28 protein-coding genes are annotated in these 24,302 nt (G+C 67.4%); 15 read left to right on the forward strand and 13 right to left on the reverse strand.

What is annotated here, in order from left to right; translation table 11 throughout:
• Positions 1–115 precede the first annotated feature (115 nt).
• Complete coding sequence (locus MBR110_RS08515) at positions 116–1,354, reverse strand: MFS transporter (RefSeq protein ID WP_181708988.1); 1,239 nt, start codon at positions 1,352–1,354, stop codon at positions 116–118.
• The gene (locus MBR110_RS08520; protein WP_045579018.1) at positions 1,351–1,716 is read right to left on the reverse strand and encodes a RidA family protein; all 366 of its coding nucleotides are present in this window, start codon (positions 1,714–1,716) and stop codon (positions 1,351–1,353) included. Before MBR110_RS08520 ends, MBR110_RS08515 begins: the two co-directional genes overlap by 4 nt.
• Positions 1,717–1,833: 117 nt before the next feature.
• On the opposite strand from MBR110_RS08520, the gene MBR110_RS08525 reads away from it, so the two are divergent.
• Entirely contained in the window at positions 1,834–2,673 is an 840-nt protein-coding gene (locus MBR110_RS08525) for a TrmB family transcriptional regulator (RefSeq protein WP_059463330.1), read from the forward strand.
• Between the two features lie 221 nt (positions 2,674–2,894).
• Here MBR110_RS08525 and MBR110_RS08530 read toward each other — a convergent pair whose 3' ends face one another.
• Both MBR110_RS08530 and MBR110_RS08535 read right to left on the reverse strand, forming a co-directional pair.
• Positions 2,895–3,347: a GNAT family N-acetyltransferase gene (locus MBR110_RS08530; protein ID WP_306306638.1), complete on the reverse strand. Its 453-nt coding sequence runs from the start codon at positions 3,345–3,347 to the stop codon at positions 2,895–2,897.
• A gap of 35 nt (positions 3,348–3,382) precedes the next feature.
• Positions 3,383–4,432: an IS110 family transposase gene (locus MBR110_RS08535; RefSeq protein WP_041493840.1), complete on the reverse strand. Its 1,050-nt coding sequence runs from the start codon at positions 4,430–4,432 to the stop codon at positions 3,383–3,385.
• 737 nt (positions 4,433–5,169) lie between these two features.
• On the opposite strand from MBR110_RS08535, the gene MBR110_RS08540 reads away from it, so the two are divergent.
• The 4 genes from MBR110_RS08540 (at position 5,170) to MBR110_RS08555 (ending at position 7,666) form a co-directional block, all read left to right on the forward strand.
• Positions 5,170–5,487 carry a Dabb family protein gene (locus MBR110_RS08540; RefSeq protein ID WP_034195362.1) on the forward strand — a complete coding sequence of 106 codons (318 nt, stop codon included), beginning with the start codon at positions 5,170–5,172 and terminating at the stop codon, positions 5,485–5,487.
• A complete protein-coding gene (locus MBR110_RS08545; protein ID WP_011885047.1) occupies positions 5,484–5,963 on the forward strand; it encodes a PaaI family thioesterase in 480 nt (159 codons plus the stop codon). Before MBR110_RS08540 ends, MBR110_RS08545 begins: the two co-directional genes overlap by 4 nt.
• 232 nt (positions 5,964–6,195) lie before the next feature.
• Positions 6,196–7,158, forward strand: a complete 963-nt coding sequence (locus MBR110_RS08550) for an alpha/beta hydrolase (RefSeq protein ID WP_034195363.1) — start codon at positions 6,196–6,198, stop codon at positions 7,156–7,158.
• A gap of 55 nt (positions 7,159–7,213) precedes the next feature.
• Positions 7,214–7,666 (forward strand): GNAT family N-acetyltransferase, encoded by a 453-nt coding sequence (locus MBR110_RS08555; RefSeq protein ID WP_011885044.1) that lies wholly within the window; start codon positions 7,214–7,216, stop codon positions 7,664–7,666.
• A 23-nt stretch (positions 7,667–7,689) separates the two neighbouring features.
• Here MBR110_RS08555 and MBR110_RS08560 read toward each other — a convergent pair whose 3' ends face one another.
• On the reverse strand, positions 7,690–8,544 hold the full coding sequence (locus MBR110_RS08560) for an NRDE family protein (protein ID WP_014723141.1): 855 nt from the start codon (positions 8,542–8,544) through the stop codon (positions 7,690–7,692).
• A gap of 76 nt (positions 8,545–8,620) precedes the next feature.
• Positions 8,621–9,655: a CAF17-like 4Fe-4S cluster assembly/insertion protein YgfZ gene (gene ygfZ / locus MBR110_RS08565; RefSeq protein WP_011885042.1), complete on the reverse strand. Its 1,035-nt coding sequence runs from the start codon at positions 9,653–9,655 to the stop codon at positions 8,621–8,623.
• A 77-nt stretch (positions 9,656–9,732) separates the two neighbouring features.
• Between ygfZ and mltG the strand changes: the two genes are divergently transcribed.
• The 9 genes from mltG (at position 9,733) to MBR110_RS08610 (ending at position 18,225) form a co-directional block, all read left to right on the forward strand.
• Positions 9,733–10,752 carry an endolytic transglycosylase MltG gene (gene mltG / locus MBR110_RS08570; RefSeq protein WP_011885041.1) on the forward strand — a complete coding sequence of 340 codons (1,020 nt, stop codon included), beginning with the start codon at positions 9,733–9,735 and terminating at the stop codon, positions 10,750–10,752.
• Positions 10,752–11,372, forward strand: coding sequence for a dTMP kinase (tmk, locus tag MBR110_RS08575; protein ID WP_059461296.1), 621 nt, complete (start codon positions 10,752–10,754; stop codon positions 11,370–11,372). The genes mltG and tmk overlap by 1 nt, the downstream gene beginning before the upstream one ends.
• A gap of 18 nt (positions 11,373–11,390) precedes the next feature.
• Entirely contained in the window at positions 11,391–12,419 is a 1,029-nt protein-coding gene (locus MBR110_RS08580) for a DNA polymerase III subunit delta' (RefSeq protein ID WP_059461295.1), read from the forward strand.
• A gap of 78 nt (positions 12,420–12,497) precedes the next feature.
• On the forward strand, positions 12,498–13,277 hold the full coding sequence (locus MBR110_RS08585; protein ID WP_011885038.1) for a TatD family hydrolase: 780 nt from the start codon (positions 12,498–12,500) through the stop codon (positions 13,275–13,277).
• Positions 13,278–13,321: 44 nt separating this feature from the next.
• The gene (locus MBR110_RS08590; RefSeq protein ID WP_011885037.1) at positions 13,322–14,032 is read left to right on the forward strand and encodes an ankyrin repeat domain-containing protein; all 711 of its coding nucleotides are present in this window, start codon (positions 13,322–13,324) and stop codon (positions 14,030–14,032) included.
• A gap of 82 nt (positions 14,033–14,114) precedes the next feature.
• A complete protein-coding gene (locus MBR110_RS08595) occupies positions 14,115–14,471 on the forward strand; it encodes a Rap1a/Tai family immunity protein (RefSeq protein ID WP_011885036.1) in 357 nt (118 codons plus the stop codon).
• 96 nt (positions 14,472–14,567) lie between these two features.
• Complete coding sequence (locus tag MBR110_RS08600; protein ID WP_011885035.1) at positions 14,568–15,740, forward strand: mechanosensitive ion channel family protein; 1,173 nt, start codon at positions 14,568–14,570, stop codon at positions 15,738–15,740.
• 33 nt (positions 15,741–15,773) lie between these two features.
• Positions 15,774–16,949, forward strand: a complete 1,176-nt coding sequence (locus MBR110_RS08605) for an AAA family ATPase (RefSeq protein ID WP_014723137.1) — start codon at positions 15,774–15,776, stop codon at positions 16,947–16,949.
• 211 nt (positions 16,950–17,160) lie between these two features.
• Positions 17,161–18,225 (forward strand): glycosyltransferase family 4 protein, encoded by a 1,065-nt coding sequence (locus MBR110_RS08610; protein ID WP_011885033.1) that lies wholly within the window; start codon positions 17,161–17,163, stop codon positions 18,223–18,225.
• 91 nt (positions 18,226–18,316) lie between these two features.
• Here the strand turns inward: MBR110_RS08610 and MBR110_RS08615 are convergent, their stop codons facing one another.
• The 3 genes from MBR110_RS08615 to MBR110_RS08625 all read right to left on the reverse strand — a co-directional run bounded on the left by MBR110_RS08615 (position 18,317) and on the right by MBR110_RS08625 (position 20,187).
• Positions 18,317–18,904: a BPSL1445 family SYLF domain-containing lipoprotein gene (locus MBR110_RS08615; RefSeq protein WP_011885032.1), complete on the reverse strand. Its 588-nt coding sequence runs from the start codon at positions 18,902–18,904 to the stop codon at positions 18,317–18,319.
• Between the two features lie 202 nt (positions 18,905–19,106).
• The gene (locus MBR110_RS08620) at positions 19,107–19,565 is read right to left on the reverse strand and encodes a hypothetical protein (protein ID WP_034195365.1); all 459 of its coding nucleotides are present in this window, start codon (positions 19,563–19,565) and stop codon (positions 19,107–19,109) included.
• A 331-nt stretch (positions 19,566–19,896) separates the two neighbouring features.
• A complete protein-coding gene (locus MBR110_RS08625; RefSeq protein ID WP_034195366.1) occupies positions 19,897–20,187 on the reverse strand; it encodes a PsiF family protein in 291 nt (96 codons plus the stop codon).
• Positions 20,188–20,461: 274 nt separating this feature from the next.
• On the opposite strand from MBR110_RS08625, the gene MBR110_RS08630 reads away from it, so the two are divergent.
• On the forward strand, positions 20,462–21,484 hold the full coding sequence (locus MBR110_RS08630) for an asparaginase (RefSeq protein WP_034195367.1): 1,023 nt from the start codon (positions 20,462–20,464) through the stop codon (positions 21,482–21,484).
• Positions 21,485–21,576: 92 nt separating this feature from the next.
• On the opposite strand, the gene lysM is transcribed toward MBR110_RS08630, so the two are convergent.
• From lysM to hyi, 4 genes are all read right to left on the reverse strand, one after another.
• A complete protein-coding gene (gene lysM / locus MBR110_RS08635; protein WP_014723131.1) occupies positions 21,577–22,047 on the reverse strand; it encodes a peptidoglycan-binding protein LysM in 471 nt (156 codons plus the stop codon).
• Between the two features lie 11 nt (positions 22,048–22,058).
• Positions 22,059–22,181 carry a hypothetical protein gene (locus tag MBR110_RS32075; RefSeq protein ID WP_014723130.1) on the reverse strand — a complete coding sequence of 41 codons (123 nt, stop codon included), beginning with the start codon at positions 22,179–22,181 and terminating at the stop codon, positions 22,059–22,061.
• A gap of 341 nt (positions 22,182–22,522) precedes the next feature.
• Entirely contained in the window at positions 22,523–23,416 is an 894-nt protein-coding gene (locus MBR110_RS08640; RefSeq protein ID WP_046426104.1) for a 2-hydroxy-3-oxopropionate reductase, read from the reverse strand.
• 40 nt (positions 23,417–23,456) lie between these two features.
• Positions 23,457–24,266, reverse strand: coding sequence for a hydroxypyruvate isomerase (gene hyi, locus MBR110_RS08645; RefSeq protein ID WP_011885026.1), 810 nt, complete (start codon positions 24,264–24,266; stop codon positions 23,457–23,459).
• Positions 24,267–24,302 lie beyond the last annotated feature (36 nt).

Raw genomic sequence — 24,302 nt, forward strand, 5'->3', positions numbered from 1 at the left:
GGTCCGCCGGCTGGTCACCGGATTCTTGCCTGGTTCAGGCCGCTTCGGCAAGACTTCCTCGCTTTCGTTGAGCACGCTCTAGTTGTCCGCGAAAATTCCGCCATTCGATGCGTGATCATCGAATCTGCCCGGTGTCTCCATTGTGAGGTTGAAGGTCGGCGCGATTCCGAGCCGGCACGGATGGAACGACGAGCGCGCCGATCATGGCCGCCGCGGCCGTTGAAATCGCCGCCAACAAGACGAGCGGTTCCCAACCCGCGCTGGTGACGACGAGACCTGCGATGGCCGTACCGATCGCGCCCGCGACGTAGTAGAAGGTCAGGTACGCCGAGTTCAGTGCGCCGGCGCGCGCCGGCTCGATCGCAACGACGCTGGCCTGATTGGCGACCTGGGCGGCGAAACAACCGGCATCGAATACGGCCAGCGCGGCCGCCGTCGCGGCTGGGTGGCCGAGCGAGACGGTCAGCGCACATGCGGACGCCGCCGCAACCGCCAGGCCGCAGACGATCACGGCGCGGCTGCCGAACCGGTCCGCCAGGCGGCCCGCGACACGCGTGACGACGAGGCCGAGGAGTCCGGCCAGGCTGTACAGTCCGATGGCCGCCGCATCCAGGTTGTACGGCGGCGCGGCGAGCCGCACCGCAAGCCCGACCCAGATCAGGTTGAAAGCAAGGAACCACAGCATCCCGGCATAGATGCGCAACCGCAGCTGCCGGGAGGCCCGCAACAACGACGGCATCGAACGCAACGTCGAGAAGTAGCCCGTATGCCCGGGCGGCCGTTGCGCGGGTAGTAATGGCATGACGCAAAGGGCTGAAACGACCGCGAAGGCCGCGAACGTCAACAGCGCGCCTCGCCATCCATACCACTGCGCGAGAACGCCGCCCACGAATCGGCTCAGCAAGATCCCCGCCGATATGCCGGCGGAGATCGTCCCCATGAGCCGCGCGCGGCGGTGCGGATCGGCGCACTTGCCGACGACGGCGCTGCTTTGCGCCGCAACCGTCGTCGTCGCGCCGATGACAACGAAGCACGCAATCAGCGCGTCCGGGCCTGGCGAGTACGCGGCAAGCGCCAGCGCGCACGCGAGCGCCGCAAGCTGCCCCGGAATCAACGTGCGCGGACTGAGTTTGTCGACCAGCGGCACGAGCAGCACCAGGCCGAGCAGATAGCCGATCATCGCGCCGGACGCGACGGCGGTAATCGGTGCGACCGGCACCCCGAAATCGGCGGCGATGAAGGAAAGCGCCGGTTGCATCGCGTAGTCGTTCGCGATGGCGCCGCCCGCGGCGATCGAAAGCACCGCTACCGCGCGGCCCGACAGCCGCGCGTTCTGCTCGGCCCGGCCCGTCATTTGCCGGCCCTGACGGCAATGGCCTCGACTTCGGCGAGGATCGCGTCGTCGACGAACGGCAGCGCATGCACGAGCGAGAACGCCGGTCGAATCTCGCCATAGACCTCGCCGTGCGCGCGCGCAGCGTCTTCCCAGTGTTCGAAGTCCGCGACGACCAGCCGGCTTTGCACCACGTCATCCAACCGGAATCCGTTGTCGAGCAGCACCTTCTCGACAGTGGCGAGGGCATCCCGCGTTTGCGTGTAGACGTCCGGGCCTTTGCCGGCCGTCCCTGAAATGTAGATCGTGTCGTTCACGATCACGGCCCGCGAGTAACCGACCTTCGGTTCCCACGGGGAGCCGGTGCTGATGAGTTGACGCATATGGATCGTCCTTCGATGAGAGGAGGGTTCTGGAATAACTACTTGGGTAGTAGTTGAATGCGATCGTATACTACTGCGGTAGTTAGTCAACTCCCTTTCCACAGAAAAGAGTCCCGAATGACGGCAGACGCAGAATTGATCGCTTCCATGACGCGACTGGGATTCACCCAGTACGAAGCGCAGGCATACGCGGCCCTGGTTGGTCAGGCCGCGCTGACGGGAGCGGAAGTCGGGCGCAGGGCATCGATGCCGGCCTCGAAGGTGTATGAGACGCTGGCTCGTTTGGAAACGCGGGGAGCCGTGCTCGTCAACCGCTCGGAGCCGGTGCGGTACGCGGCCGTGCCGCACACGTCACTGTTGGCCGAGCTGCGCTCGCGCTTCAACGCCGACCTCGAGTCGGCAGCGTCCGCGCTGGATCGGCTGCCGGTTCAACAGGAACCGGGGCTGGTCTGGTCGCTCAGTGGCGCGGAGTCGATCGTGCAGGCCTTTGCGCGGGTGATCTCGAATGCGCAGACCAGCCTGTTCGCCGGTATCTGGGACGAGGAGCTCGACGAACTGGGCCCGCTGCTCGAAGCGGCCAGCGGGCGGGGGATCGACACCCATGTCGCCATCTATGGCAAGCGGACGTTGAAAGGGCCGCACACGTACGACATGGCCGAATGTGGGGCCAGCGCGAGACTGCGCCTGTCCGGCCGTCGCCTTGCGGTGGTGGTCGCAGATGAAGACGATGCGGTGGTGGCCGAGTTCGGCGACCACACGCCCGATCAGGCCACGGTGACAACCAACCCGGTCATTGCGCTGCTGGCCGTCGAGTACATCAAGGCCGACGTCAGCGGCCGCCTGATGATCGATGCGATGCCTTCGGCGGCATACGAGAAGTTGCTGACGAGTCGCGCGATGCGGGCGATGCTTCGGCCGGTTTCGGGGAAGGGGGTGAAAGAGGGTGGTGGCGGTTAGGCGTGTGAGCCGGGCGAGGGTATGACGGACGCACGGCGCATCGACAGGGCGAAGGAGCAGGGGCGCAAGCCGCCCGTCATGCGCCGCACGGATTACAACCTGTGGACGTCGCCCGCTCGATGGGCCGATGTGGCGATCAGGTGGCCGCTGCTTGATTCCAGCCCGATACGTGATCGAGCCGTCAGACGTGAGCGTGGCAAGGCGGTCGTCTTGACGAGAGATCAGACGTCCGCTGGATTGATCAGTGACGTCAGGACATGATCCTCCCAGACGCCATTTATTTTTAAGTAGGCGCGCGCGATGCCTTCCTGCTCGAAGCCCAGCTTATTGAGCAACTGCGCGCTTCGCTTGTTCTCGGGTCGATAGTTCGCCATGACACGGTGTAACCCAAGCTCGGCGAACAGATACTGGATAGCGGTAGAGAGACATTCGCGCATCAACCCGCGTCCCTCATGATCATGCGCAATCGAGAAGCCAAGGTGACATGCCTGGAACGGCCCTCGTACGATGTTCGTAAAATTGCAGTCGCCGATCAGCCGGTCTTCCTCTTTGTCGAACAACAACAGATGTATGGCGAGCCCAGCCGCGATCTCCCTTTCCATGGATTCGAGCCGTGCCTCAATCGACGGCAACGTGTAGAACGATTCGGACCGGGACGGTTCCCATGGCGACAAATGTGCGCGATTGGCAATGCAATGACGCTCCTATGTCAAGTGGTACGGGCTGAATCGGCTAAGTCGGCAAGAATGAGCGGGTACATCTCCCTGACGATATAACGCTTCAGACAGCGATGAATTTCCTTGTTCGACATTCCTTCCTTGGTCCGTCGCTCGACGTATGCGCGGGTTCTCGGGTCACTGCGCATTCGCACCATGGCAATGGTCCACAAGGCGTTGTTCGCAGCGCGGTCGCCGCCTCGATTCAGGCGATGTCGGACCGTTTTTCCGGAAGATGCTTGCAATGGACTCGTGCCACAAAGCGCGGCGAGCGCGGCATCGCTTTTCAACCGTTCCGGATTGTCGCCTGCAACGGCAACAAGCACTGCCGCCGTTTGAGGCCCAACACCGAATCGTTCCCGAAGCCGTCTGGCATGCTTGAGGGTTAGTTGTTCGAGCATCGCATCGAGCGTCGTGAGTTCTTCCGCCAGCGCGAGATAGCGCTTTGCCAACAAGCGCAGCGTGGTGGCCAGAGTCTGCAACATCGGCGTGTTACCCAACGAGCGCAGCCGTGAGCAGTTGGCAACGCATTCGGCGGTCTTTGTCTTCAGAAGGCGTTCGCGGATGTCCTGCGGCGCGCTCACCAGCAAGGCTCGCAACTGATTGATCGCCTGCGTCTTGGCTTTGACGGCGCTGCGACGAGCAACGGAAACAGCTCGCATTGCTTCGGCCGCCCCAGATTGCTCTTTGGGAATCGCAGTTGCCTTCCCGGCGAGGACCGCACGCGCGGCGTTTTCTGCATCGGTCGGATCGGACTTTCCGCGCGATCGACGCGCAGCCCGATCCGGACGATTGACCTCCAGCACCTCAATCTCGTGATCGCGCAACACGCGGGCAAGGCCTGCGCCATAGGTGCCGGTACCTTCAACGCCAGCCCGACGCAGGTGACCGAGAGAATTCGCCCAGGTCAGCAGCTTGAGATATCCCGCGGTCTCGGCCGGCACCGAAAGGGTTCCAAGGAGTTTTCCTGTTTCGCTGATTACTGCTCCGACATGTGTATCGAGATGCGTGTCGACGCCCAGGATGACTTCGTGTTGTTCCATGCGTGTTTCCGTCGTGGTGGACGCATCGCCAATCCCACTCGCTGGACAGGACACTCACGGTGCAGGACAAAGCTCCTATCAGGTCACAAACGCTGGGCCCGGCAACGCTCGGGGAACGCCGGAGCTCGATCGACAGGTCAATGCCAAGGCAACTCGGCCAATCCCAGCACGGGTCAGATCGATCCGACGTTCGAGGCGTATTCTGAACTGAGTATCCCAGCAAAGCGGACGCATGTCGGCGGCTCGCTAGCCGTAGCGACAGACGCTCAGTGATCAGAATGTCGGACGGTTCGCTTAGAGCGGGTTTCATCGGTCGATTGACGAGGAGGAGAATCCGAGGACTCGAAGATAGCGCAGTCGAGCGGATTCGTTGCTCTTGTCTTGGACTAGTACGCTCGCGCGATGAATGACCAGATCGGATCCATCGCACGGAGAGTTGCGGCGTCCGATGGCTACTCCGCGTCGTGGTGGAGCCGGACGGCTTCACCAACAGATACAGTCCATTGCCGCCGGTAAGTTTGGTAGGCTTGTTGTCTGCCTCGCTCGTCGGATCCTGATGTCGATAAGTGGCCAGATGAAAAAGGCGTATCGTCTCTGGATGGTCGAAGTGATACGCCTTTTTTCTCGGATGGACGCGACTTCCGACGAACGATAGCGAACGATGAAAGGGCGTCCAACGCCCGACTGGCAAGGGTTCCAGGCAAATCGCCGAACCAACACGAACTGGAGCGAACGAAGTGATCAGACATATCGTCATGTGGAAGCTGAAGGAATCTGCCGAGGGCGGCACGCGCGCGCAGAACGCGCTGAAGCTGAAAGAAAAGCTCGAAGGCTGCCGCGACCTCGTACCGGGCATCCTGCAACTCGACGTCGGCGTCGCGACGCCGGGCCTCGAAGCGACGTCCGACATCGTGCTGGTGTCCGATTTCACGGACCAGGCGGCGCTCGATGCGTACCAGGTTCACCCGGTCCATCAGGAAGTGAAGAAATTCGTGATGGCGGTGGCCGAATCGCGCCAGTGCGTCGACTATCTGTGCGACAACGCAGCACGATGAGCGACGCGGCATCTCCGACGGACGGCCCGTCGATCGAAAGCCCGTTCGTCGATCTGCTCGGCGTGCGGCTCGTCAGCGCGAAGGACGGCGCGAGCGAGATCGTGCTGCCGCTCGACGAGCGGCACATGAACACGTGGAGCATCGCGCACGGCGGCGTGACGATGACGCTGTCCGACATCGCGCTCGCGATGGCCGCACGCAGCCTGACCGACGACGGCGTCGGCGTCGTGACGGTCGAGATGAAGGTGAACTTCATGCAGCCGGGTCGCGGCGAATTGCGCGCGTACGGCCGCGTGATGCATCGCTCGACGACGATGGCGTATTGCGAAGGCGAAGTGCGCGACAGCGACGGCAACTTCGTTGCGAAAGCGCTCGGCACGTTCAAGTACATGCGGCGGCTCGCGGTAGGCCGCGACATCAAGCGGCAACGCACGCGCACGGCGCCCGACGCCCATCCGGGCCCGAGCGACGCGTAAGCGTCCGCACGCACGGCCCTGCCGATCACGGCAGGGCCGTTTCATTTTGCGCGGCGCGTCCGGCGCGCCGCCGGCTCGGCAGTGCGCGGCAAACGAAGCCATCGTTGCCTCACGCACACCTCGGCCGCAGCCTTCGCCACACCCTCCGCAGTGCCGCCGCCGCCCAACGGCTCGGCGCATGGCATCATGTGACGCTTGTCCGTTCACGGCGCCGCGCGCGCCGTCCTCACCGATGCCGCTGAATCCGAAGATCGCGCAGGTGCTCGACATGATCGAGCGTGCCAAACGTCCGTCCTATCATCATCAGACGCCGCAGCAGGCGCGCGCCGCGTACGAGAAAAGCGCGCCGATCCTCGACGTCGCGCCGGCGCCGATGCATTCGGTCGACGCCTGCGTCGTGCCGACCCGCGACGGCCGCACGATCGGCGCACGGCTTTACCTGCCGGTCGCACCGAGCCTCGCCGAGCCGCTGCCGGCGCTCGTCTACTACCACGGCGGCGGCTTCACGGTCGGCAGCGTCGACACGCACGACGCGCTGTGCCGGATGTTCGCGCGCGACGCGCAGTGCGCGGTGCTGTCGGTCGACTACCGGCTCGCGCCGGAACACAAGTTCCCGACCGCCGTGCACGATGCCGAAGACGCGCTGCGCTGGCTGCATCGCGAGGCCGCCGCGTTCGGCATCGACGCCGCGCGGCTAGCGGTCGGCGGCGACAGCGCGGGCGGCACGCTGGCGACCGTGTGCGCGGTGCTGGCGCGCGACGCGGGCATCCATCTTGCGCTGCAACTGCTGATCTATCCGGGCGTGACCGGCCACCAGGCGACCGAATCGCACGCGCGGCTGGCGAACGGTTATCTGCTGACGCAGGACACGATCCAGTGGTTCTTCTCGCAATACGTGCGCGAGCCGGCCGACCGCGACGACTGGCGCTTCGCGCCGCTCGACGGCACGCGCGGCGCGCCGTCGTCGTTCGCCGGCGTCGCGCCGGCGTGGATCGCGACCGCGGAATACGACCCGCTGAGCGACGAGGGCGCCGCGTACGCACAGAAGCTGCGCGCGGCCGGCAATACGGTCGCGCTGGTGTGTTACCCGGGGATGATCCACGAGTTCTTCAAGATGGGCGGCTACATACCCGAGGTGCGCGTCGCGCATGCCGACGCGACGGCGGCGCTGCGGGCCGCCTTCGACGGCGTTTGACGAAGGTTCGACGGCGTTTGACGGCGGCGGCGCCCGGCGTCGCGCGGAGGAAGCGATGACGGACGGCTGGGTCGAAACGGAAACGCAGACGGGCGACTGGGCGGTGCTCGGCGCGGATGCCGCGCGGATCCGCGATGCGGTGTTCGTGCGCGAGCAGCGGATTCCGCCCGAGTGGGAGCTCGACGATGAAGATCCGCTGTCGCTGCACGCGGTGGCGTACCGCGTCGATCGGGCGAGCGGCGCACGGCGCGCGGTCGCGACCGGGCGGCTGCTGCGCACCGGCACGATCGGCCGCGTCGCGGTGCTGGCGGACGCGCGCCGGCAAGGCGCCGGCTCCGCCGTGCTGCATGCGCTGCTCGAGGCGGCGCGGCATCGCGGCGAGCCGCTCGTGCGGCTCTATGCGCAGGACGAAGCGGTGCCGTTCTACCTGCGCCACGGCTTCACGACGATCGGCGAACCGTTCGACGCGCTCGGCGTGCCGCACGTCGAGATGGTGCGCGCGCCATAGCGCCTAACGCCCAGCGACGCGTGTCAGCGGACGGCGCGCGGCGGTGTCGCGTCGATGTCGAACGTGAACGCGCGCTCGAACGTGCCGGGGCGGACGGTGCGATGCGAGCCGTCGTCGTCGCAGCGCTCCTTGATGTCGACCGTGAGTCGCACGCCTTCCTTCATCGTCACGCGCAGCGCGGTCGTGCCGCGCGTGCCGTATTCGGGCGTCTCGATGAACGCGGCCGACAGCGCGCGCTCGCGCTCGAGCGGAATGCCGGTGTGCGGCAGCGCGTCGTCGTCCGCGACGCGCGGATCGCGCAACAGGTCGATCAGTTCGTCGAGCGACGGCGTCGCGTTGTCGGTCAGCAGCGTGCCGAGTTCCGCGCGCTTGCGCACGACCTTCGGCCACGGCGTGTCGAGCCGCGCGTTGGACAGCGCATGCACGCCGGCGCCGACCGCCATCGGCGCGGCGACACGGCTTTCGCCTTCGGCCGCGCGATTGCAGAGCCACGCGAGCTCGCGCCGCTTCCAGTCGCCGACCAGCAGGTTGAAGCCGTTGTAGACGGCCGCGTGCTCGGCCAGTGCGCCGAGGTAATCGAGCGGCGCGACGCCCGGGCCGCCGAGGAAATCCGACACGAGCTTGCCGCGGGTCGGCGCGCCGGCGCGAATGTCGAACGGCGCACGGTAGTTCGTGAGCGCGGCGAAGCGGCCGTCGCGCGACACGCCGAGCCATGTGCCGCCGGCTTCGAGATCGCGGCCGGCCAGCACGCCCGGCACGTCTTCCCACCACGAAAGCGGCGCACTCGTCCGGCGAAAGAACTCGTCGCGGTTGGCGGCCAGCGTAAATACAGGACCGGCGGCGGCATCAGGCTGCCAGTCGAAGGCAATCAGACACATCGGGCGAATCTCTCGCAGGAAAGCTCGGGCGCCGGCCGCGAAGGGCGAACCGGCGTGCGAACGGGTTGGCGGTGCGCTACGCGTCGGTCGGCCACGCGTACGGCAGCGTGTCGAAGGCGAGCGCCGGGCCGTCGGCCGCGCCGACGTGCACGCTGCCGCTGTCGAGCGCGGCGAGCTTGATCTCGACCAGCGCATCGACGCCGCCCGCGGGCGCGGCCGCCGCGTTGACGATCATCCCGCACGGCTGGCCGGGGTCGTCGCTGTGGAACAGCTCGACGCCGGCATGCACGCTGTCGGTCTCGCCGGCGACGTGCGCGAGCGCGGTGCGGCGCTTGATCGTCCCGCGATACTGGCTGCGCGCGACGACTTCCTGGCCCGGGTAGCACCCCTTCCTGAAGTTAACGGCACCGATCACGTCGAAGTTGACCATCTGCGGGACAAACTGTTCGACGACCGGCTGCGTGATGCGCGGCTCGCCCGCGCGAACGTCGAGCCAGTCCCACACGGCCGGCGACACGACCGGCAGCGTGCCGGCGAGCGCGGCGATGCGCGCGTCGACCTCGGCGCGCGGCCCGATCCACAGGTAGCGCTTGCGCCCGGCCGCGTCCGGCACGCGGATCAGCACGCCGGCCGGGCCGTCGACCTTCACGTGCACGCCGTCGGGCAGCGCGTCGAACACGCCCGACAGCGCGTCGCGCACGTCGCCGCTGAAGCCGACCACCGCGACGGCGTCGCTCGCGTCCGACAGCTTCGCCTTCGCGCGCAGCACGAACATCGACAGCCGTTTCTGGACGGCGGCCTGCACGTCCTTCGACACCAGCAGGCGCACGCCGTGGCCCTCGCGCCACGCGAGGAACGACGCGAGCAGCCGGCCCTTCGGCGAACAGTAGCCGGCCACGCGCGCACTGGCCGCATCGAGATGCTCGATGTCGTTGGTGAGCTGGCCGTGCAGGAACGTCGCGGCGTCGTCGCCGGCCACGTCGATCACGCCGAACTGCGCAAGCGGCATGCACGCGGCCGGCGCGTCGAAATCGGCGGCGGACGGGCGGGGGAAAACGGGGAGCGAGGCGGATGCGGGCTGGGCAGCCGGTGAAGCGAACGGTGTGCTCATGGAATGAGGGAACAGTCAACCCTGACTTTGACGAAGGCGAGCAAGTATTATATGGGTCTTACCCGAGTCTCGTTTCCATGTCCCTACTGAAGAAATGCGTCGCGACGGTCGCGGCGCTGGCCGTCGTTGTGGCCGCTGCCGGCGCGGGCGCCGGTTATTACTGGGCGACCCGGCCGCTGTTGTTGGGCGCGGCGTCGCTCGACGTGACGATCAAGCCGCGCAGCAGCGTGAAAAGCGTCGCGCTGCAGCTCAAGCGCGGCGGCGTGCCGGTCGAGCCGCTCGGCTTCGTCGCGATGACGCGCGTGCTCGGGCTGTCGAGCCGCCTCAAATCCGGCAACTACGAATTCAAGAGCGGCATCACGCCGTACGCCATCCTGCAGAAGATCGCGCGCGGCGACGTGAACGAGTACGTCGCCACGGTGATCGAAGGCTGGACCTTCAAGCGCATGCGCGCCGAACTCGACGGCAATCCCGACCTCGCGCACGCGAGCGCCGGCATGAGCGACGCGGAGCTGCTGCGCGCGATCGGCGCACCGGACACCGTGATCCGGCGCGGCAGCGGCGAAGGGCTGTTCTTCCCCGATACCTACCTGTTCGACAAGGGGACGAGCGACCTGAACATCTATCGCCGCGCGTATCGCCTGATGCAGACGCGCCTCGAAGAAGCCTGGGCGGCGCGCGCGCCGGGGCTGCCGTACAAGACGCCTTACGAAGCGCTGACGATCGCGTCGGTCATCGAAAAGGAAACCGGCCATGCGGCCGACCGCGCGTTCGTCGCGGCCGTGTTCGCGAACCGGCTGCGCATCGGGATGCCGCTGCAGACCGATCCGTCGGTGATCTACGGCCTCGGCGACGCGTACGACGGGCATCTGCGCAAGCGCGACCTGCAGGCCGACACTCCCTACAATACCTACACGCGGCGCGGGCTGCCGCCGACGCCGATCGCGCTGCCGGGCGTCGCGTCGCTGCAGGCGGCGATCAACCCGGCCCCGACGAGCGCGCTCTATTTCGTCGCGAAGGGCGACGGCACGAGCGTGTTCTCGGATACGCTCGGCGATCACAACAAGGCCGTGGACAAGTACATACGAGGTCAATGATGGCGCGCGGTAAATTCATCACGTTCGAAGGCATCGACGGGGCGGGCAAGACGACCCATCTGCAATGGTTCTGCGAGCGTCTGCAGGCGAAGCTCGCCGCGGGCGACCGGCAGGTCGTCGTCACCCGCGAACCGGGCGGCACGCCACTTGGCGAGGCGCTGCGCGAGATGCTGCTGAACCAGCCGATGGATCTCGAGACTGAAGCGCTGCTGATGTTCGCCGCGCGCCGCGAGCATCTCGCGCGCGTGATCGAGCCGGCGCTTGCACGCGGCGACTGGGTCGTGTCCGACCGCTTCACCGACGCGACGTTCGCCTACCAGGGCGGCGGCCGCGGGTTGCCGCGCGACAAGCTCGAAGCGCTCGAGCGCTGGGTGCAGGGCGGGTTTCAGCCCGATCTGACGGTGCTGTTCGACGTCGCGCCGCAGGTGGCGAGCGTGCGGCGCGGCGCCGCGCGCGCGCCCGACAAGTTCGAGAGCGAGACGGACGCGTTTTTCACGCGCACCCGCGACGAATACCTGCGGCGCGCGCAAGAGGCGCCGCATCGCTTCACGATCGTCGACGCGACGCAGACGATTCCCGAGATTCGCGGACGGCTCGAGCGCGTGCTCGCCGCGCTGTAACCCGAAGGAACGCATCCGATGATCTATCCGTGGCAAACCGACGACTGGAACCGCCTGCAGCAGCTGCGCGCGCAATGGCCGCATGCGCTGCTGTTGCACGGTCAGGCCGGGATCGGCAAGCTGCAGTTCGCGCAGCATCTCGCCAAGGGCTTCCTGTGCGAGTCGCCGCGGCCGGACGGCCAGCCGTGCGGCGCCTGCGCGGCCTGCACGTGGTTCGCGCAGGGCAACCACCCCGACTACCGGATCGTGCTGCCCGAGGCGCTCGCCGGTGAGGCGCCCGGCGCGGCCGACGACGCGAAGCCGGCCGACGCCGACGAAGGCGGCAAGAAAACCCGTGCGCCCAGCAAGGAGATCAAGATCGAGCAGGTGCGCGCATTGCTCGATTTCTGCGGCGTCGGCTCGCACCGCGGCGGCGCGCGCGTCGTCGTGCTGTATCCGGCCGAGGCGCTGAACGTCGCCGCGTCGAACGCGCTGTTGAAGACGCTCGAAGAGCCGCCGGCGGGCGTCGTGTTCCTGCTGGTGTCCGCACGCATCGACCGGCTGTTGCCGACCATCATCAGCCGGTGCCGGCAGTGGCCGATGACCGTGCCGGCGCCGGATGCGGCCGCGGCGTGGCTCGCCGCGCAGGGCATCGACGATGCGCGCGCGCTGCTCGCCGAAGCGGGCGGGGCGCCGCTCGCGGCGCTCGCGCTCGCGAGCGACGAGAACCGTCCGCTGCGCGATTTCACGCTCGGCCAGCTCGCGGCGGGCGCCGCGTGCGATCCGTTCGCCTGCGGCGAGACGCTGCAGAAGCTGCCGGTGCCGCTGGTGCTCGGCTGGCTGCAGCGCTGGTTGTACGATCTGCTCGCGCAGCGGATGGCCGGCGCGCCGCGCTACTTCCCGATGCAGTCGGCCGCGCTCGCGCGGTGCGCGCACGCGGTCGACGCCAATGCGTTCGCGCGCTTCATGAAGACCGTGACGCGCCAGCGGATGGTCGAGAACCATCCGCTCAACGCCCGGCTCGTATTCGAGGAACTGTTTCTCGGTTATCGGGAAATCTTCGTCTGAGCAACGATTGTTTCCGTATTGTGCGGAAACGATTGCCGGCGAGCGCCTCGCGCCCGTCCCAAGAATTCAGGAAACACGATGTTCGTCGATTCTCACTGTCACATCAATTTCAAGGGTCTCGCCGACCGCCTGCCGGCCGTGCTCGAGAACATGCGCGAGCACGACGTCACCCATGCGCTGTGCGTCTCGGTCGATTTCGAGACGCTGCCCGAGGTGCTCGCGATCGCGCAGGCGCACGACAACGTGTACGCGTCGGTCGGCGTGCATCCCGATCACGAGGACGCGCATGATCCGACGCTCGCCGAGCTGATCGAGCTGGCCGCGCATCCGAAGGTCGTCGCGATCGGCGAGACGGGCCTCGACTACTACCGTCTCGAAGGCCGCTCGATCGCCGACATGGAATGGCAGCGCGAACGCTTTCGCACGCATATCCGCGCGGCGACCGCGACGATGAAGCCGCTGATCGTTCATACGCGCTCGTCGTCGGAAGACACGCTGCGGATCATGGCCGAGGAGCGTGCGCACGTGCCGGGCGGCGTGATGCACTGCTTCACCGAGCCGTGGCCGGTCGCCGAGCAGGCGCTCGCGCAGAACTTCCATATTTCGCTGTCGGGGATCGTCACGTTCAAGAACGCGACCGACGTGCAGGACGTCGCGCGGCGCGTGCCGCTCGAGCGGCTGCTGATCGAAACCGATTCGCCGTACCTTGCGCCGGTGCCGTATCGCGGCAAGCCGAATGAACCTGCGTACGTGAGCCATGTCGGACGCTTTATCGCCGCGCAACGCGGGATCGCCGTCGAGGCGCTCGCCGATGCGACGACGCAGAATTTTTTCCGGCTGTTCAGGATCGCCCGTTGAGCACGCGCGACCCGGCCGACAACCCAGGGAAGGAGCCCACAACAATGACGAAGTCGACCACATACCTGCCCAAACGCGCACTCGCCGCCGCCGTCCTCGCCGCGAGCGGCCTGATGGCCGCTGCCGGCGCGCATGCCGAGTCGCTCGATGCGATCGTCAAGGCCGTCAAGTTCGACGACATCGCCGACATCGGCAAGCAGCTGAAGGCCGGCAAGCTCGATCCGAACACGCTCGCGCCGAACGGCGACCCGCTGCTCGTGATCGCCGCGCGCGAAAAGTCCGACAAGGTCGCGGCCGCGCTCGCGGCTACGCCGAACGTCGATCTCGAGAAGGAGGACAAGGCCGGCGAGAACGCGCTGATGCTCGCCTCGCTGAACGGCGACGCCGGGCTCGTCAAGCTGCTGATCGACAAGGGCGCGGAAGTCAGCAAGAAGGGCTGGGCGCCGCTGCACTACGCGGCGACCAACGGCCACGACGACGTGGTGAAGATCCTGCTCGACCACGACGCGTACATCGACACCGCGTCGCCGAACGGCACCACGCCGCTGATGATGGCCGCGCGCGGCAACCACGCGTCGACGGTCAACCTGCTGCTCGACCAGGGCGCCGATCCGCAGGTGAAGAACCAGCTCGGCATCACCGCGCTCGAGTTCGCGAAGCACTACAACGCGCCGGATGCGATCGAGATCCTGAGCAAGCGGACGGTGCGCGTCGGCGCGTCTGCGCCGGCAGATGCCCAAAAGAGTGCAAAATGACGGTTTTCGGCGCGGCGGCCGGTTGCCGCCGCACCGATCGTCGCAGTAAGCGGCCTCGCGCCGCATTGACATAAGGAACACCATGTTGCGGGCTATGTTTTGTGCCGCGGCGTTCGCCGTGCCGTTGTCGGCGGCGGCTTTCACGGGCGCGGATCTCGACCGGCTGTGCGCGAAGACCGACGTCAAGTCGCGGGCGTCGTGCGCGGCCTATATCGAAGGCGCGGCCGATGGCGTCTACAACACGATCGACGCGATCGGCGGCACGACGGGGCCGCGCGTCGGCCAGTATTTCTGCCTGCCGCCCGACATCCGGGCGCAGCAAATGACCGACGCGGTGCGCAAGTACATCGCCGAGAACCCGAAGTTGGCCGACTACAACGCGAGCACCGCGGTGTCGCTCGGACTCGGCAAGGCGTTCCCGTGCAGGGGCGGCAACTGATTTGACGCCGCGTCCGGGCGCGCACGCCGCCCGGACCTCGCCGACGCATCCAGGACGACGCCAGTACGGGTCATAACCGAAGCATCCCGGACGCCGATGATTTCAATCGAGGAAGTGCAGCGCATCGCCGATGCGCCCTTGCATTCGTGGCTCGGCACATTCTGCGTGTCGGCGCTCGTCGTGCTCGTTTTCGTGATCGTGCATCGCATCGGCGCGCGCATCGTGCATCGCATCGCGCGGCCGTATCCGCTGCTGAGCGTGATCCTGCGCTACATCGACAAGCCGTCGCTCGTCACGCTCGTGCTGCTCGCGCTCGAGTTCGTATGGCTGCAGGCGAACGACGCGATGTCGTTCGTCGGCGGGATGCGCTCCGCGGCCGCGGTCGGCACCATCGTTTCGCTCACGTGGCTGCTGGTGCGACTCGCGGCCGGCGTCGGCGACGCGATCATCCAGGCCCATCCGATGGATACGGCCGACAATCTCCACGCGCGGCGCATCCATACGCAGGCCAAGGTGCTGGTTCGGACCGTCATGGTACTGATCGTGATCATCGGCACGGGCGGTGCGTTGATGACGTTTCCGAACGTGCGCCAGGTGGGCGCGAGCCTGCTCGCGTCGGCCGGCGTGGCCGGCCTCGTCGCCGGTATCGCCGCGCGGCCGGTGCTCGGCAATCTGATCGCCGGGCTGCAGATCGCGCTGACCCAGCCGATCCGGCTCGACGACGTCGTCGTGATCCAGGGCGAATGGGGCCGTATCGAGGAAATCACCGGGTCGTTCGTGTCGGTGCGGCTGTGGGACCAGCGGCGGCTCGTCGTGCCGCTACAGTGGATCATCGAAAATCCGTTCACGAACTGGACCCGCAGCAGCTCCGAGATCATCGGCACGGTGTACCTGTCGGTCGACTACCGCACGCCGCTCGCGCCGCTGCGCGAGGAGCTCGCGCGGCTCGTCCATGCCGCGCCCGAATGGGACGGCCGCGTGCAGGTGCTGCAGGTGACCGACGCGAGCGAGCGCACGATGCAGTTGCGTGCGCTGGTGAGCGCGGCCGATTCGTCCACGTGCTGGGACTTGCGGTGCCGCGTGCGCGAGGGCCTGATCGCGTATCTGCAGGCCAACTATCCGCAGTGCCTGCCGCGCGACCGGATGGAGCTGTATCCGCATGAGGCGGCGCCGGAGGGCCCGCGTCCCGAACGGCCGCACACGCGGTCTGCCGCCGCCAGCACCGCGGCCAACACGGCGGCCGACCCGCAGGTCGCCGAAGGCCGCTGATCGCGTGCCGCGACTGGTGGCCGCTTCCTGCCCATGACCGCGCTCAAGACACTCGCCATCGCCAACTACCGCTCGCTGCGCGAGCTGATCGTGCCGCTCGCGGCGCTCACCGTCGTCACCGGGCCGAACGGCAGCGGCAAGTCGAGCGTCTATCGCGCGCTGCGGCTGCTGGCGGACACCGCACAGGGGCGCGTGATCCCGTCGCTCGCCCGCGAAGGCGGGCTGCCGTCGACGCTCTGGGCCGGCCCCGAGCGCTTCTCGCGCGCGATGCTCGCCGGCGACACGCCGGTGACCGGCACGGTGCGCAACCGGCCCGTGAGCCTGAAGCTCGGCTTTGCGTGCGCCGACTTCGGCTATGCGATCGATCTGGGCCTGCCGGTGCCGAGCAGCTCGCAATTCACGCTCGATCCCGTCGTGAAACGCGAATGTATCTGGAGCGGCGCGCTGCTGCGGCCGTCGACGCTGCTGGTCGAACGACAGGGCGCACAGATCCGCACGCGCACCACGTCGGGCGACTGGCGCACGGTGCCGCAGCCGGTGGCGAGCTTCGACAGCATGATGACCGAATTCGCGGATCCGGTCGGCGCGCCGGAGATGATCGCGGTGCGCGAGCGCATCCGTTCGTGGCGCTTCTACGACCATTTCCGGACCGATGCCCGGGCGCCGGCGCGGCAGTCGCACATCGGCACGCACACGCCGGTGCTCGCGGACGACGGTGCCGATCTCGCGGCGGCGCTGCAGACGATCCGCGAGATCGGCGATGCCGCCGCGCTCGATGCGACGATCGACGACGCGTTTCCGGGCGCGTCGATCGACATCGACAATCCGGGCGGGCGCGGCCGCTTCGATGTGCTGATGCGTCAGCCGGGGCTGCTGCGACCGCTGGCGGCGGCCGAACTGTCGGATGGCACGCTGCGTTATCTGCTACTCGCGGCCGCGCTGCTGACGCCGCGCCCGCCCGCGCTGATGGTACTGAACGAGCCGGAGACGAGCCTGCATCCCGATCTGCTGCCGGCGCTGGGCCGCCTGATCGCGCAGGCCGCGCGGCGTTCGCAGGTGCTGGTCGTGTCGCACGCGGCGCGGCTGATCGCGACGCTCGAGCGCGAGGCCGGTTGCGAGTCGCTGGTGCTCGACAAGCAGCTCGGCGCGACGGCGCTCGTCGATGCGGACGCGCGCGATCTGCCGCCGTGGAAGTGGCCGGCGCGCTGACGGGCATGCGTGGCGGCGCGCGTTCGAAGCGGCGCGGCGAATGTATCCGCGCTGTAACAAGCCCCATAAAGTGAAAGACGCGGCAGCGCGGTGCGACGCGATCGCGAATAATGACGGGATATCGGTGTCGACGGCCATGCTGGCCCGCTTTGCGTCGGACGATCGGTCGGCACCGCGTTCGCCGGCCCGCCGAGCACAGGAGACGTGGACTATGAGAATTGCGCAGATCGCCCCGCTGACCGAATCCGTGCCGCCGAAGCTCTACGGCGGCACGGAGCGCGTCGTGTCCTACATTACGGAAGCGCTCGTCGACCTCGGCCATGACGTGACGCTGTTCGCCAGCGGCGATTCGACGACCCAGGCCAAGCTGGAGCCGGTGTGGCCGCGCGCGCTGCGGCTCGATTCGTCGATCCGCGACCGCGTCGCGCCGCACATGCTGCTGATGGAGACGGTCGCGCGGCGCGCGAAGGATTTCGACGTGCTCCATTTCCACATGGACTACTACTCGTTTTCGGTGTTCAACCGGCAGGACACGCCGTTCGTCACGACGCTGCACGGCCGGCTCGACTTACCCGAGCAGCAGCCGGTGTTCGACACTTTCGACACCGCGCCGGTGATCTCGATCTCGAATTCGCAGCGTCAGCCGCTGCCGCAGGCGAAGTGGCTGACGACCGTCTACCACGGGCTGCCCGACACGCTGTATCTGCCGCAGCCGGTCGAGCCGCGTTACCTCGCGTTCCTCGGCCGCATTTCGCCCGAGAAGCGCGTCGATACGGCGATCCGCATCGCCCAGCAGTGCGGGCTGCCGATCCGCATCGCCGCGAAGATCGACGCGGCCGACCAGGAATACTTCGAGCGCGAGATCGAGCCGCTGTTTGCGCTGCCGCACGTCGAGTACATCGGCGAGATCGCCGATCATCAAAAGGCCGAGTTCCTGTCGGGCGCGCATGCGCTGCTGTTTCCGATCGACTGGCCGGAGCCGTTCGGGCTGGTGATGATCGAGGCGATGTCGTGCGGCACGCCGGTGATCGCGTTCAATCGCGGCGCCGTGCCGGAAGTGGTGGACGAGGGCGTGTCCGGTTTCATCGTCGAGGACGAGATCAGCGCGGTGGCCGCCGTCAATCGGCTGCACCTGCTGCCGCGCACCCGCGTGCGCCAGCGCTTCGAGGAGCGCTTCACGTCGCGCCGGATGGCGCAGCAGTACGTCGACGTCTACCAGTCGCTGATACGCGCGCAGAAGCGGTCGCGCTTCAAGGTCATCGACTCGACGACCTGACCGACCCGACGCGCCCATGAAAAAACGGCGATGTCCGCACTGGACATCGCCGTTTGCACATCGCCCGCGCGCGGGCGGGGACGCCGCAGCGTCAGATCTTCAGCTTCGTGACCTTCGTGCCGTTGATCGACACGTCGCCCATCAGGCCGGCGTTGGTCAGCACGACGACCTGCACTGGTGCGGTGGCCGTCGTCGTGTCGATCGCGCCGTTCGCGCCCATCTTCACGAGCGCGACCGATGCGCCGGCGCCGGCGGCCCAGCCGTCCGAGCCGCGGAATTCGTCGAGCGCCTGTTGCGTCATGAACAGGAACACGACGGACTTCGATTGCGCGCCGGCCTGCAGGCCGACCGACAGCGACGACGTGTTGTAGTAGCCGACCGTCGCGCCGCCGACGCGCAGCGCGCCGTTGCCGGTCTGGCCGCCGACGATGAAGCCGGCCTGGATCACGTCGGGGAACACCAGCACGCCGCGCGACTTCGCGACGAGTTCACGCGAGCCCTTGACCGTGGAATACAGGCGCGACAGCGTTGCGTCGACGCTCGCGTCGATCGCCTGGCGCTTCGACGCGTTGGTCGCGGCGTTGTCCGGCTTGTCGGGCGTGGTGGTGCAACCGGTCAGCGCGAGGCTGCCGACGATGAGCGCAGCGGCGGCTTTCGCCACGAGATTCCGTTTTTGCATCGTTCTTCTCCATCAGATGATGTTCGGAGTGAGTCTCGCTCACGGAGCGGATCACGTCGGACGTTATATCACAGGGGATTACAACCCCTTTTCATCGTGGAGAGAAAAAGCGTCAAATCGTGTCGGTTTGTCGCGGTGCGCCAACGGGGGCCGATGCGCCCGCGTGGGCGTCGGCGGCGAGCCACCGACGCCGCCGACGGCCTCAATGCGTGACGGGCGGTGCAGGCGGGGCGGGCGGTTTGATCGGCGGGCGTCGCAACGCGCGGCGCAGCAGCGCGATCACGACGCCGCACGCGAACAGGAACGCGGCTGGCACGACCCAGTAGCCGACGAACGCGTGCCACAGATACGCGGCGAGCGTGTTGCGGCGCAGCACATATTCGTCGCGGGCCGCCTGCTGGCGTGGTGCGTTGGCGGCCAGCACGTCGGCGGGGCAGCCGGCCGCGCGCGCGGCGTCAGCGTCGCCGTGGCACTTCGCGGCGGCCCCGGCTGCCTGCTGCGCGTCGGTGAGCTGCCAGGTGGTCAGCGCGAGTTGCAGATCGGCGTTGTTGTACGCCATTTCCTCGCGGATCTCGCGCACCGCGACGATCGCCACGGGCACGGCCCAGAATACGATCACGATCAGCCAGCGGCGGAACCAGCGGTGTTGTCTCCATGCCATCCATGCCTCCGTTTGACGCGGCTTATGCGTCCGTGTCGAGGGCGGCCCGATGGCGCTTCTTGTACTTGGATGGGCCGCGTTGCAGCCATCATAGAAGAAATCGCGGCGAATTGCCGCACCATGTGGCGGTGTTCGAACGGCGCGATGCGGCCCAGGCGACGCGGCAGCGCAGGGAGGCGCACCGGACACAACGGGGCCGGTGTGCGGGCCGGCGCGTCGAGGCAGGCTGCGCGATCGCGCCGGTCGATGCACGCGCAACGAAACGCACCGGAAATGAAAAATGCCGCGCCCGCCGAAGCGGTGCGCGGCATTCGCGCGGGAGCGCCGGGACTCAGTTGGCCGGCTGATTGCTCAGGCAGCTCTTCATGAACGTCTTGCGGTCGTCGCCCTTCTTGTCGGCGGCCTGGGTGTTGCAGGCCTTCATCTTTTCCTGCTGCGACATCTTCTTCGCGGGCTTGGCCGACAGGCAGTCCTTCATGAACGCCTTGCGTTCGTCGCCCGTCTTGCCGGCGGCCTGCGTGTTACAGGCCTTCATCTTGTCCTGCTGGCTGTTCGCCGCGAAAGCGGGGGAAGCCAGCATGCCGCCGAGAAGGACTGCGGCTACGAGCGATTGGATTTTCATTTCGACACTCCCATGGGGTGAATTGCGTTCTATATCGACGCCGTCACGAAGCGCGCCGCAGCGGCAACAGGGCCGCATCGCGCCGCGCGCTCCGATTATGGCAAATCAATGTGAAAACACCAAAACGGCCTTCCTATAACGCGGCGGCCGACTCGATCGTTGACGGCACGCGTGCGCCGATCATCGGGACAAACCATGACGCGCGGCGGCCGCGTCGAGGGTGCGCGCGCCGAACTTGGCGGCGGGCCGGCCGCAAGCCATTACAATCGCGGCCATGAACACTTCGAACATTGCATCTCCTTCGTCCGCGCCGGCGTTGCCGCGCATCGCCGTACTCGCGACCGGCGGCACGATCGCCGGCGCCGCGCCGGACGCCGCCAGCACGGCCGGCTATCAGGCCGGCGCGCTCGGCGTCAACTTCCTGCTCGACGCGGTGCCGGCGCTGGCATCGGTCGCGCGCGTCGACGCCGAGCAGGTCGCGAGCATCGACAGCAAGGACCTCGCCCTGCCGCTGTGGAATACGCTCGCGGCGCGCATCGACGCGCTGATGGCCGACCCGTCGATCGACGGCATCGTGATCACGCACGGCACCGACACGCTCGAGGAAACCGCGTACGCGCTCCATCTCGTCGTGACCGGCGACAAACCGGTCGTGCTGACCGCCGCGATGCGGCCGGCTACCGCGCTGTCGTCCGACGGCCCGCTGAACCTGCTGAACGCGGTGACGGTCGCCGCGCATCCGGCCGCGCGCGGGCAGGGCGTGCTGCTCGCCTTCAACAATCGCATCCATGCCGCGCGCGACGTCGTGAAGACGAGCACCTACGCGGTCGACGCATTCCATTCGCCGGAGCTCGGTGCGCTCGGCTGGGTGCAGGACGGTCGCGTCGAGTTCGCGCGCCGCGCGACGCGCAGCCGCGACGCGCAACTGATGATCGCGGCCGCGTGGCCGGCGGTCGAAGTCGTCGCGAGCTATGCGGGCGCGACGCGCACGGCGGTCGACGCGCTGGTCGCGGCCGGCGTGCGCGGCCTGGTCGTCGCGGGCACCGGCAACGGCTCGATCCATGCGACGCTGCAGGCGGCGCTCGCCGATGCGGCGAACGCGGGCGTTGCCGTGGTGCGTGCGTCGCGCGTCGGCTCGGGCCACGTGATGCGCAACGGCGCCGCCAACGACGATGCGCTCGGCTTCGTGAGCGCCGGGTCGCTGAATCCGTTCAAGGCGCGCGTGCTGCTGATGCTCGCACTCGCGAACGGCATCGACGGGCGCGACGCATTGCAGCGCGTGTTCGATACGCTGTGACGGCCGGCCGCTGATAGGGCGGCGCGTGTCGCGTGCAATGAAAAACGCAGGCCGACGGCCTGCGTTTTTTATGTCGGTGTCGCGCCGGACGCTCAGGACTGCGGCGGGATCACCAGCTTCTGGCCCGGATAGATCCGATCCGGACTCGACAGCATCGGCTTGTTCGCCTCGAAGATCACCGGGTACTTGTTCGCGTCGCCGTACACTTCCTTCGCGATCGCGGACAGCGTATCGCCCGGCTTCACGTCGTGGTACTGAACTTCCGGATCGTCCGGCTGGAGGTCGTCGTCGTTGACGCCGGCGACGCCCTGCACGTTGCCGGCCGCGACCTTGACCTTCGCCTTCGTGTCGAGGTCGGGCACGCTGCCCGACAGCGTGACGGTGCGCGATGCGCCGTCGAACGCGACCGTCAGGTTCGACGTGTCGAGACCTTGCGTGTTGATGTAGTGCTTGATCGCATCGGCCGCGGTCTGGTTCGCGGCATTCGGATTTTCCGCCGCTTGCGCGTCGGCATGACCCAGCAGTTTTTCACCCGCCTCTTTGATAAACGAAAGAAGACCCATCGCTGCACTCCCTAGGTGTTGAAACGAAATGCGCCGTGAAGTGGCGAAAAAAACACCGCGCTGCACGCGCTCACCGGAGTGGCGCGCGGCGCGGCGGATTTCTCGAAAGGCGTGGCGAAAGTGTAGGCGTTCATCGCGGCGATTGCATGAAAAATCGCACGCCCGAACGTAAAGAAATGTAATACGCGAAATCCGACAGGCGGACACCCGACGACGACGTCTGACCGACCAAGGCTTCCCCGGCGTCGCCGGGTGCCGCTGCGGACCCCACCACGTCGCTCTCAGCCCAGAGCGGCGTTTTTCGCCCCGTCGCGCACGCATATCGCCATGCGCGGCAGGGCGCCCCAACGTGATGCGCGTGCAGTCGCGCATCGATGCGACCGGCCGTGGCCGGGCCGCGTGTATGTCGCACGCGTTCGCTGTGTGATTCGCGTTATGCGATGCGCGATCAGCAATCAGCATTACGCACGCCGCATTACGCGTCCGGCTGTTGCCCAATCTCGAAGTTCGACATGAACTCGAGGGCGCGCACGAGCGCCGAGTGATCCCATGCGCGCCCGCCGTGCGACGCGCACACGCTGAACAGCTGCTGCGCGCTGGCCGTGTGCGGCAACGCGAGGCCGAGCTTGCGGGCGCCGTCGAGCGCGAGGTTGAGATCCTTCTGGTGCAGCTCGATGCGAAAGCCCGGCTCGAACGTGCGCTTCGTCATCCGCGCGCCGTGCACTTCGAGGATGCGCGACGCGGCGAAGCCGCCCATCAGCGCCTGGCGCACGCGTTCCGGATCGGCGCCCGAGCGCGCGGCGAACAGCAGCGCCTCGCCGACCGCTTCGATGTTCAGCGCGACGATGATCTGGTTCGCGACCTTGCAGGTCTGCCCCGCGCCGTTGTCGCCGACGAGCGTGATGTTCCTGCCCATCTTCTCGAACAGCGGTTTCGCGCGCTCGAACGCCTGCTCGGGGCCGCCGACCATGATCGTCAGCGTCGCTTCGCGCGCGCCGACTTCGCCGCCGGACACCGGCGCGTCGAGGTAGTCGCAACCGAGCGCGTTGATCTGCTTCGCGAAGGCCTGCGTGTCGAGCGGCGAGATCGAGCTCATGTCGATCACCAGCTTGCCGGCCGAGAGGCCGTTCGCGACGCCGTCGTCGGCGAACAGCACGTTGCGCACGTCGGGCGTGTCGGGGACCATCGAGATGATGACGTCCGCGTGGCGCGCGACTTCGGTCGAATTCCCGACGACCTTCGCGCGCGCGCGCAGATCGTCGGGAATCGGGAACGCGCCGTTGACGACGAGCTGGTGATCGCCGTCGAGCAGGTTGCGCGCCATGTGCGCGCCCATGATGCCGAGGCCGATGAAACCGATGTGTGCCATATGAATGTCTCCTTGCTGGGGCGGAACGGAACGGCGGGCGTCAGGCTGCGCGGCGCGCCGCGCCCGGTGCGCGGCCGGCGACGTGTTGCAGCCAGCCGAGCCCTTCCGTCGTGGTGGTGCGGGGTTTGTATTCGCAGCCGACGTAGCCGTCGTAACCGAGCCGGTCGAGCAGCGCGAACAGGAACGCGTAGTTGATCTCGCCCGTGCCCGGTTCGTTGCGGCCCGGGTTGTCGGCGAGCTGGACGTGGCCGATCGACGCGAGGTTGCGTTCGATCGTCGCGGCCAGTTCGCCTTCCATGCGCTGCATGTGATAGATGTCGTACTGCAGGAACAGGTTGTCGGAGCCGACCGCGCGGATCACGTCGAGCCCTTCCGACGAGCGGTTCAGCGCGAAGCCCGGGATGTCGAAGCGGTTGCACGGCTCGACGAGCAGGCGGATGCCTTCGCGCCGGAGCGCATCGGCCGCGAAGCGCAGGTTGTCGACCATCGTGACGAACGTCTGGTCGCGTGCCGTGCTGGCCGACGGAATGCCGACCAGGCAGTTCAGCTGCGGCACCTTCAGCGCCTTCGCATATTCGATCGCGCGGCCGACGCCGTCCTGGAATTCGCCGACGCGATCGGGCAGGCACGCGATCCCGCGCTCGCCCTGATCCCAGTTGCCGGCGGGCAGGTTGTGCAGCACGACGCGCAGCCCGTGCGCGTCGAGCCGCTCGGCCAGTTCCTCCTTCGCGTACGGGTACGGGAACAGGAATTCGACGGCGTCGAAGCCGGCATCCGCGGCGGCGGCGAAGCGATCGAGGAACGGCACTTCGTTGAACAGCATGGTCAGGTTTGCAGCGAACTTCGGCATGAGCTAAGCCTCTTTGGTCGGTCGGTGAGCGGATTG

The sequence above is a fragment of the Burkholderia sp. MBR-1 genome (genome assembly GCF_013822785.1).
In the GTDB taxonomy this organism is placed as follows: Bacteria; Pseudomonadota; Gammaproteobacteria; order Burkholderiales; family Burkholderiaceae; genus Burkholderia; species Burkholderia vietnamiensis.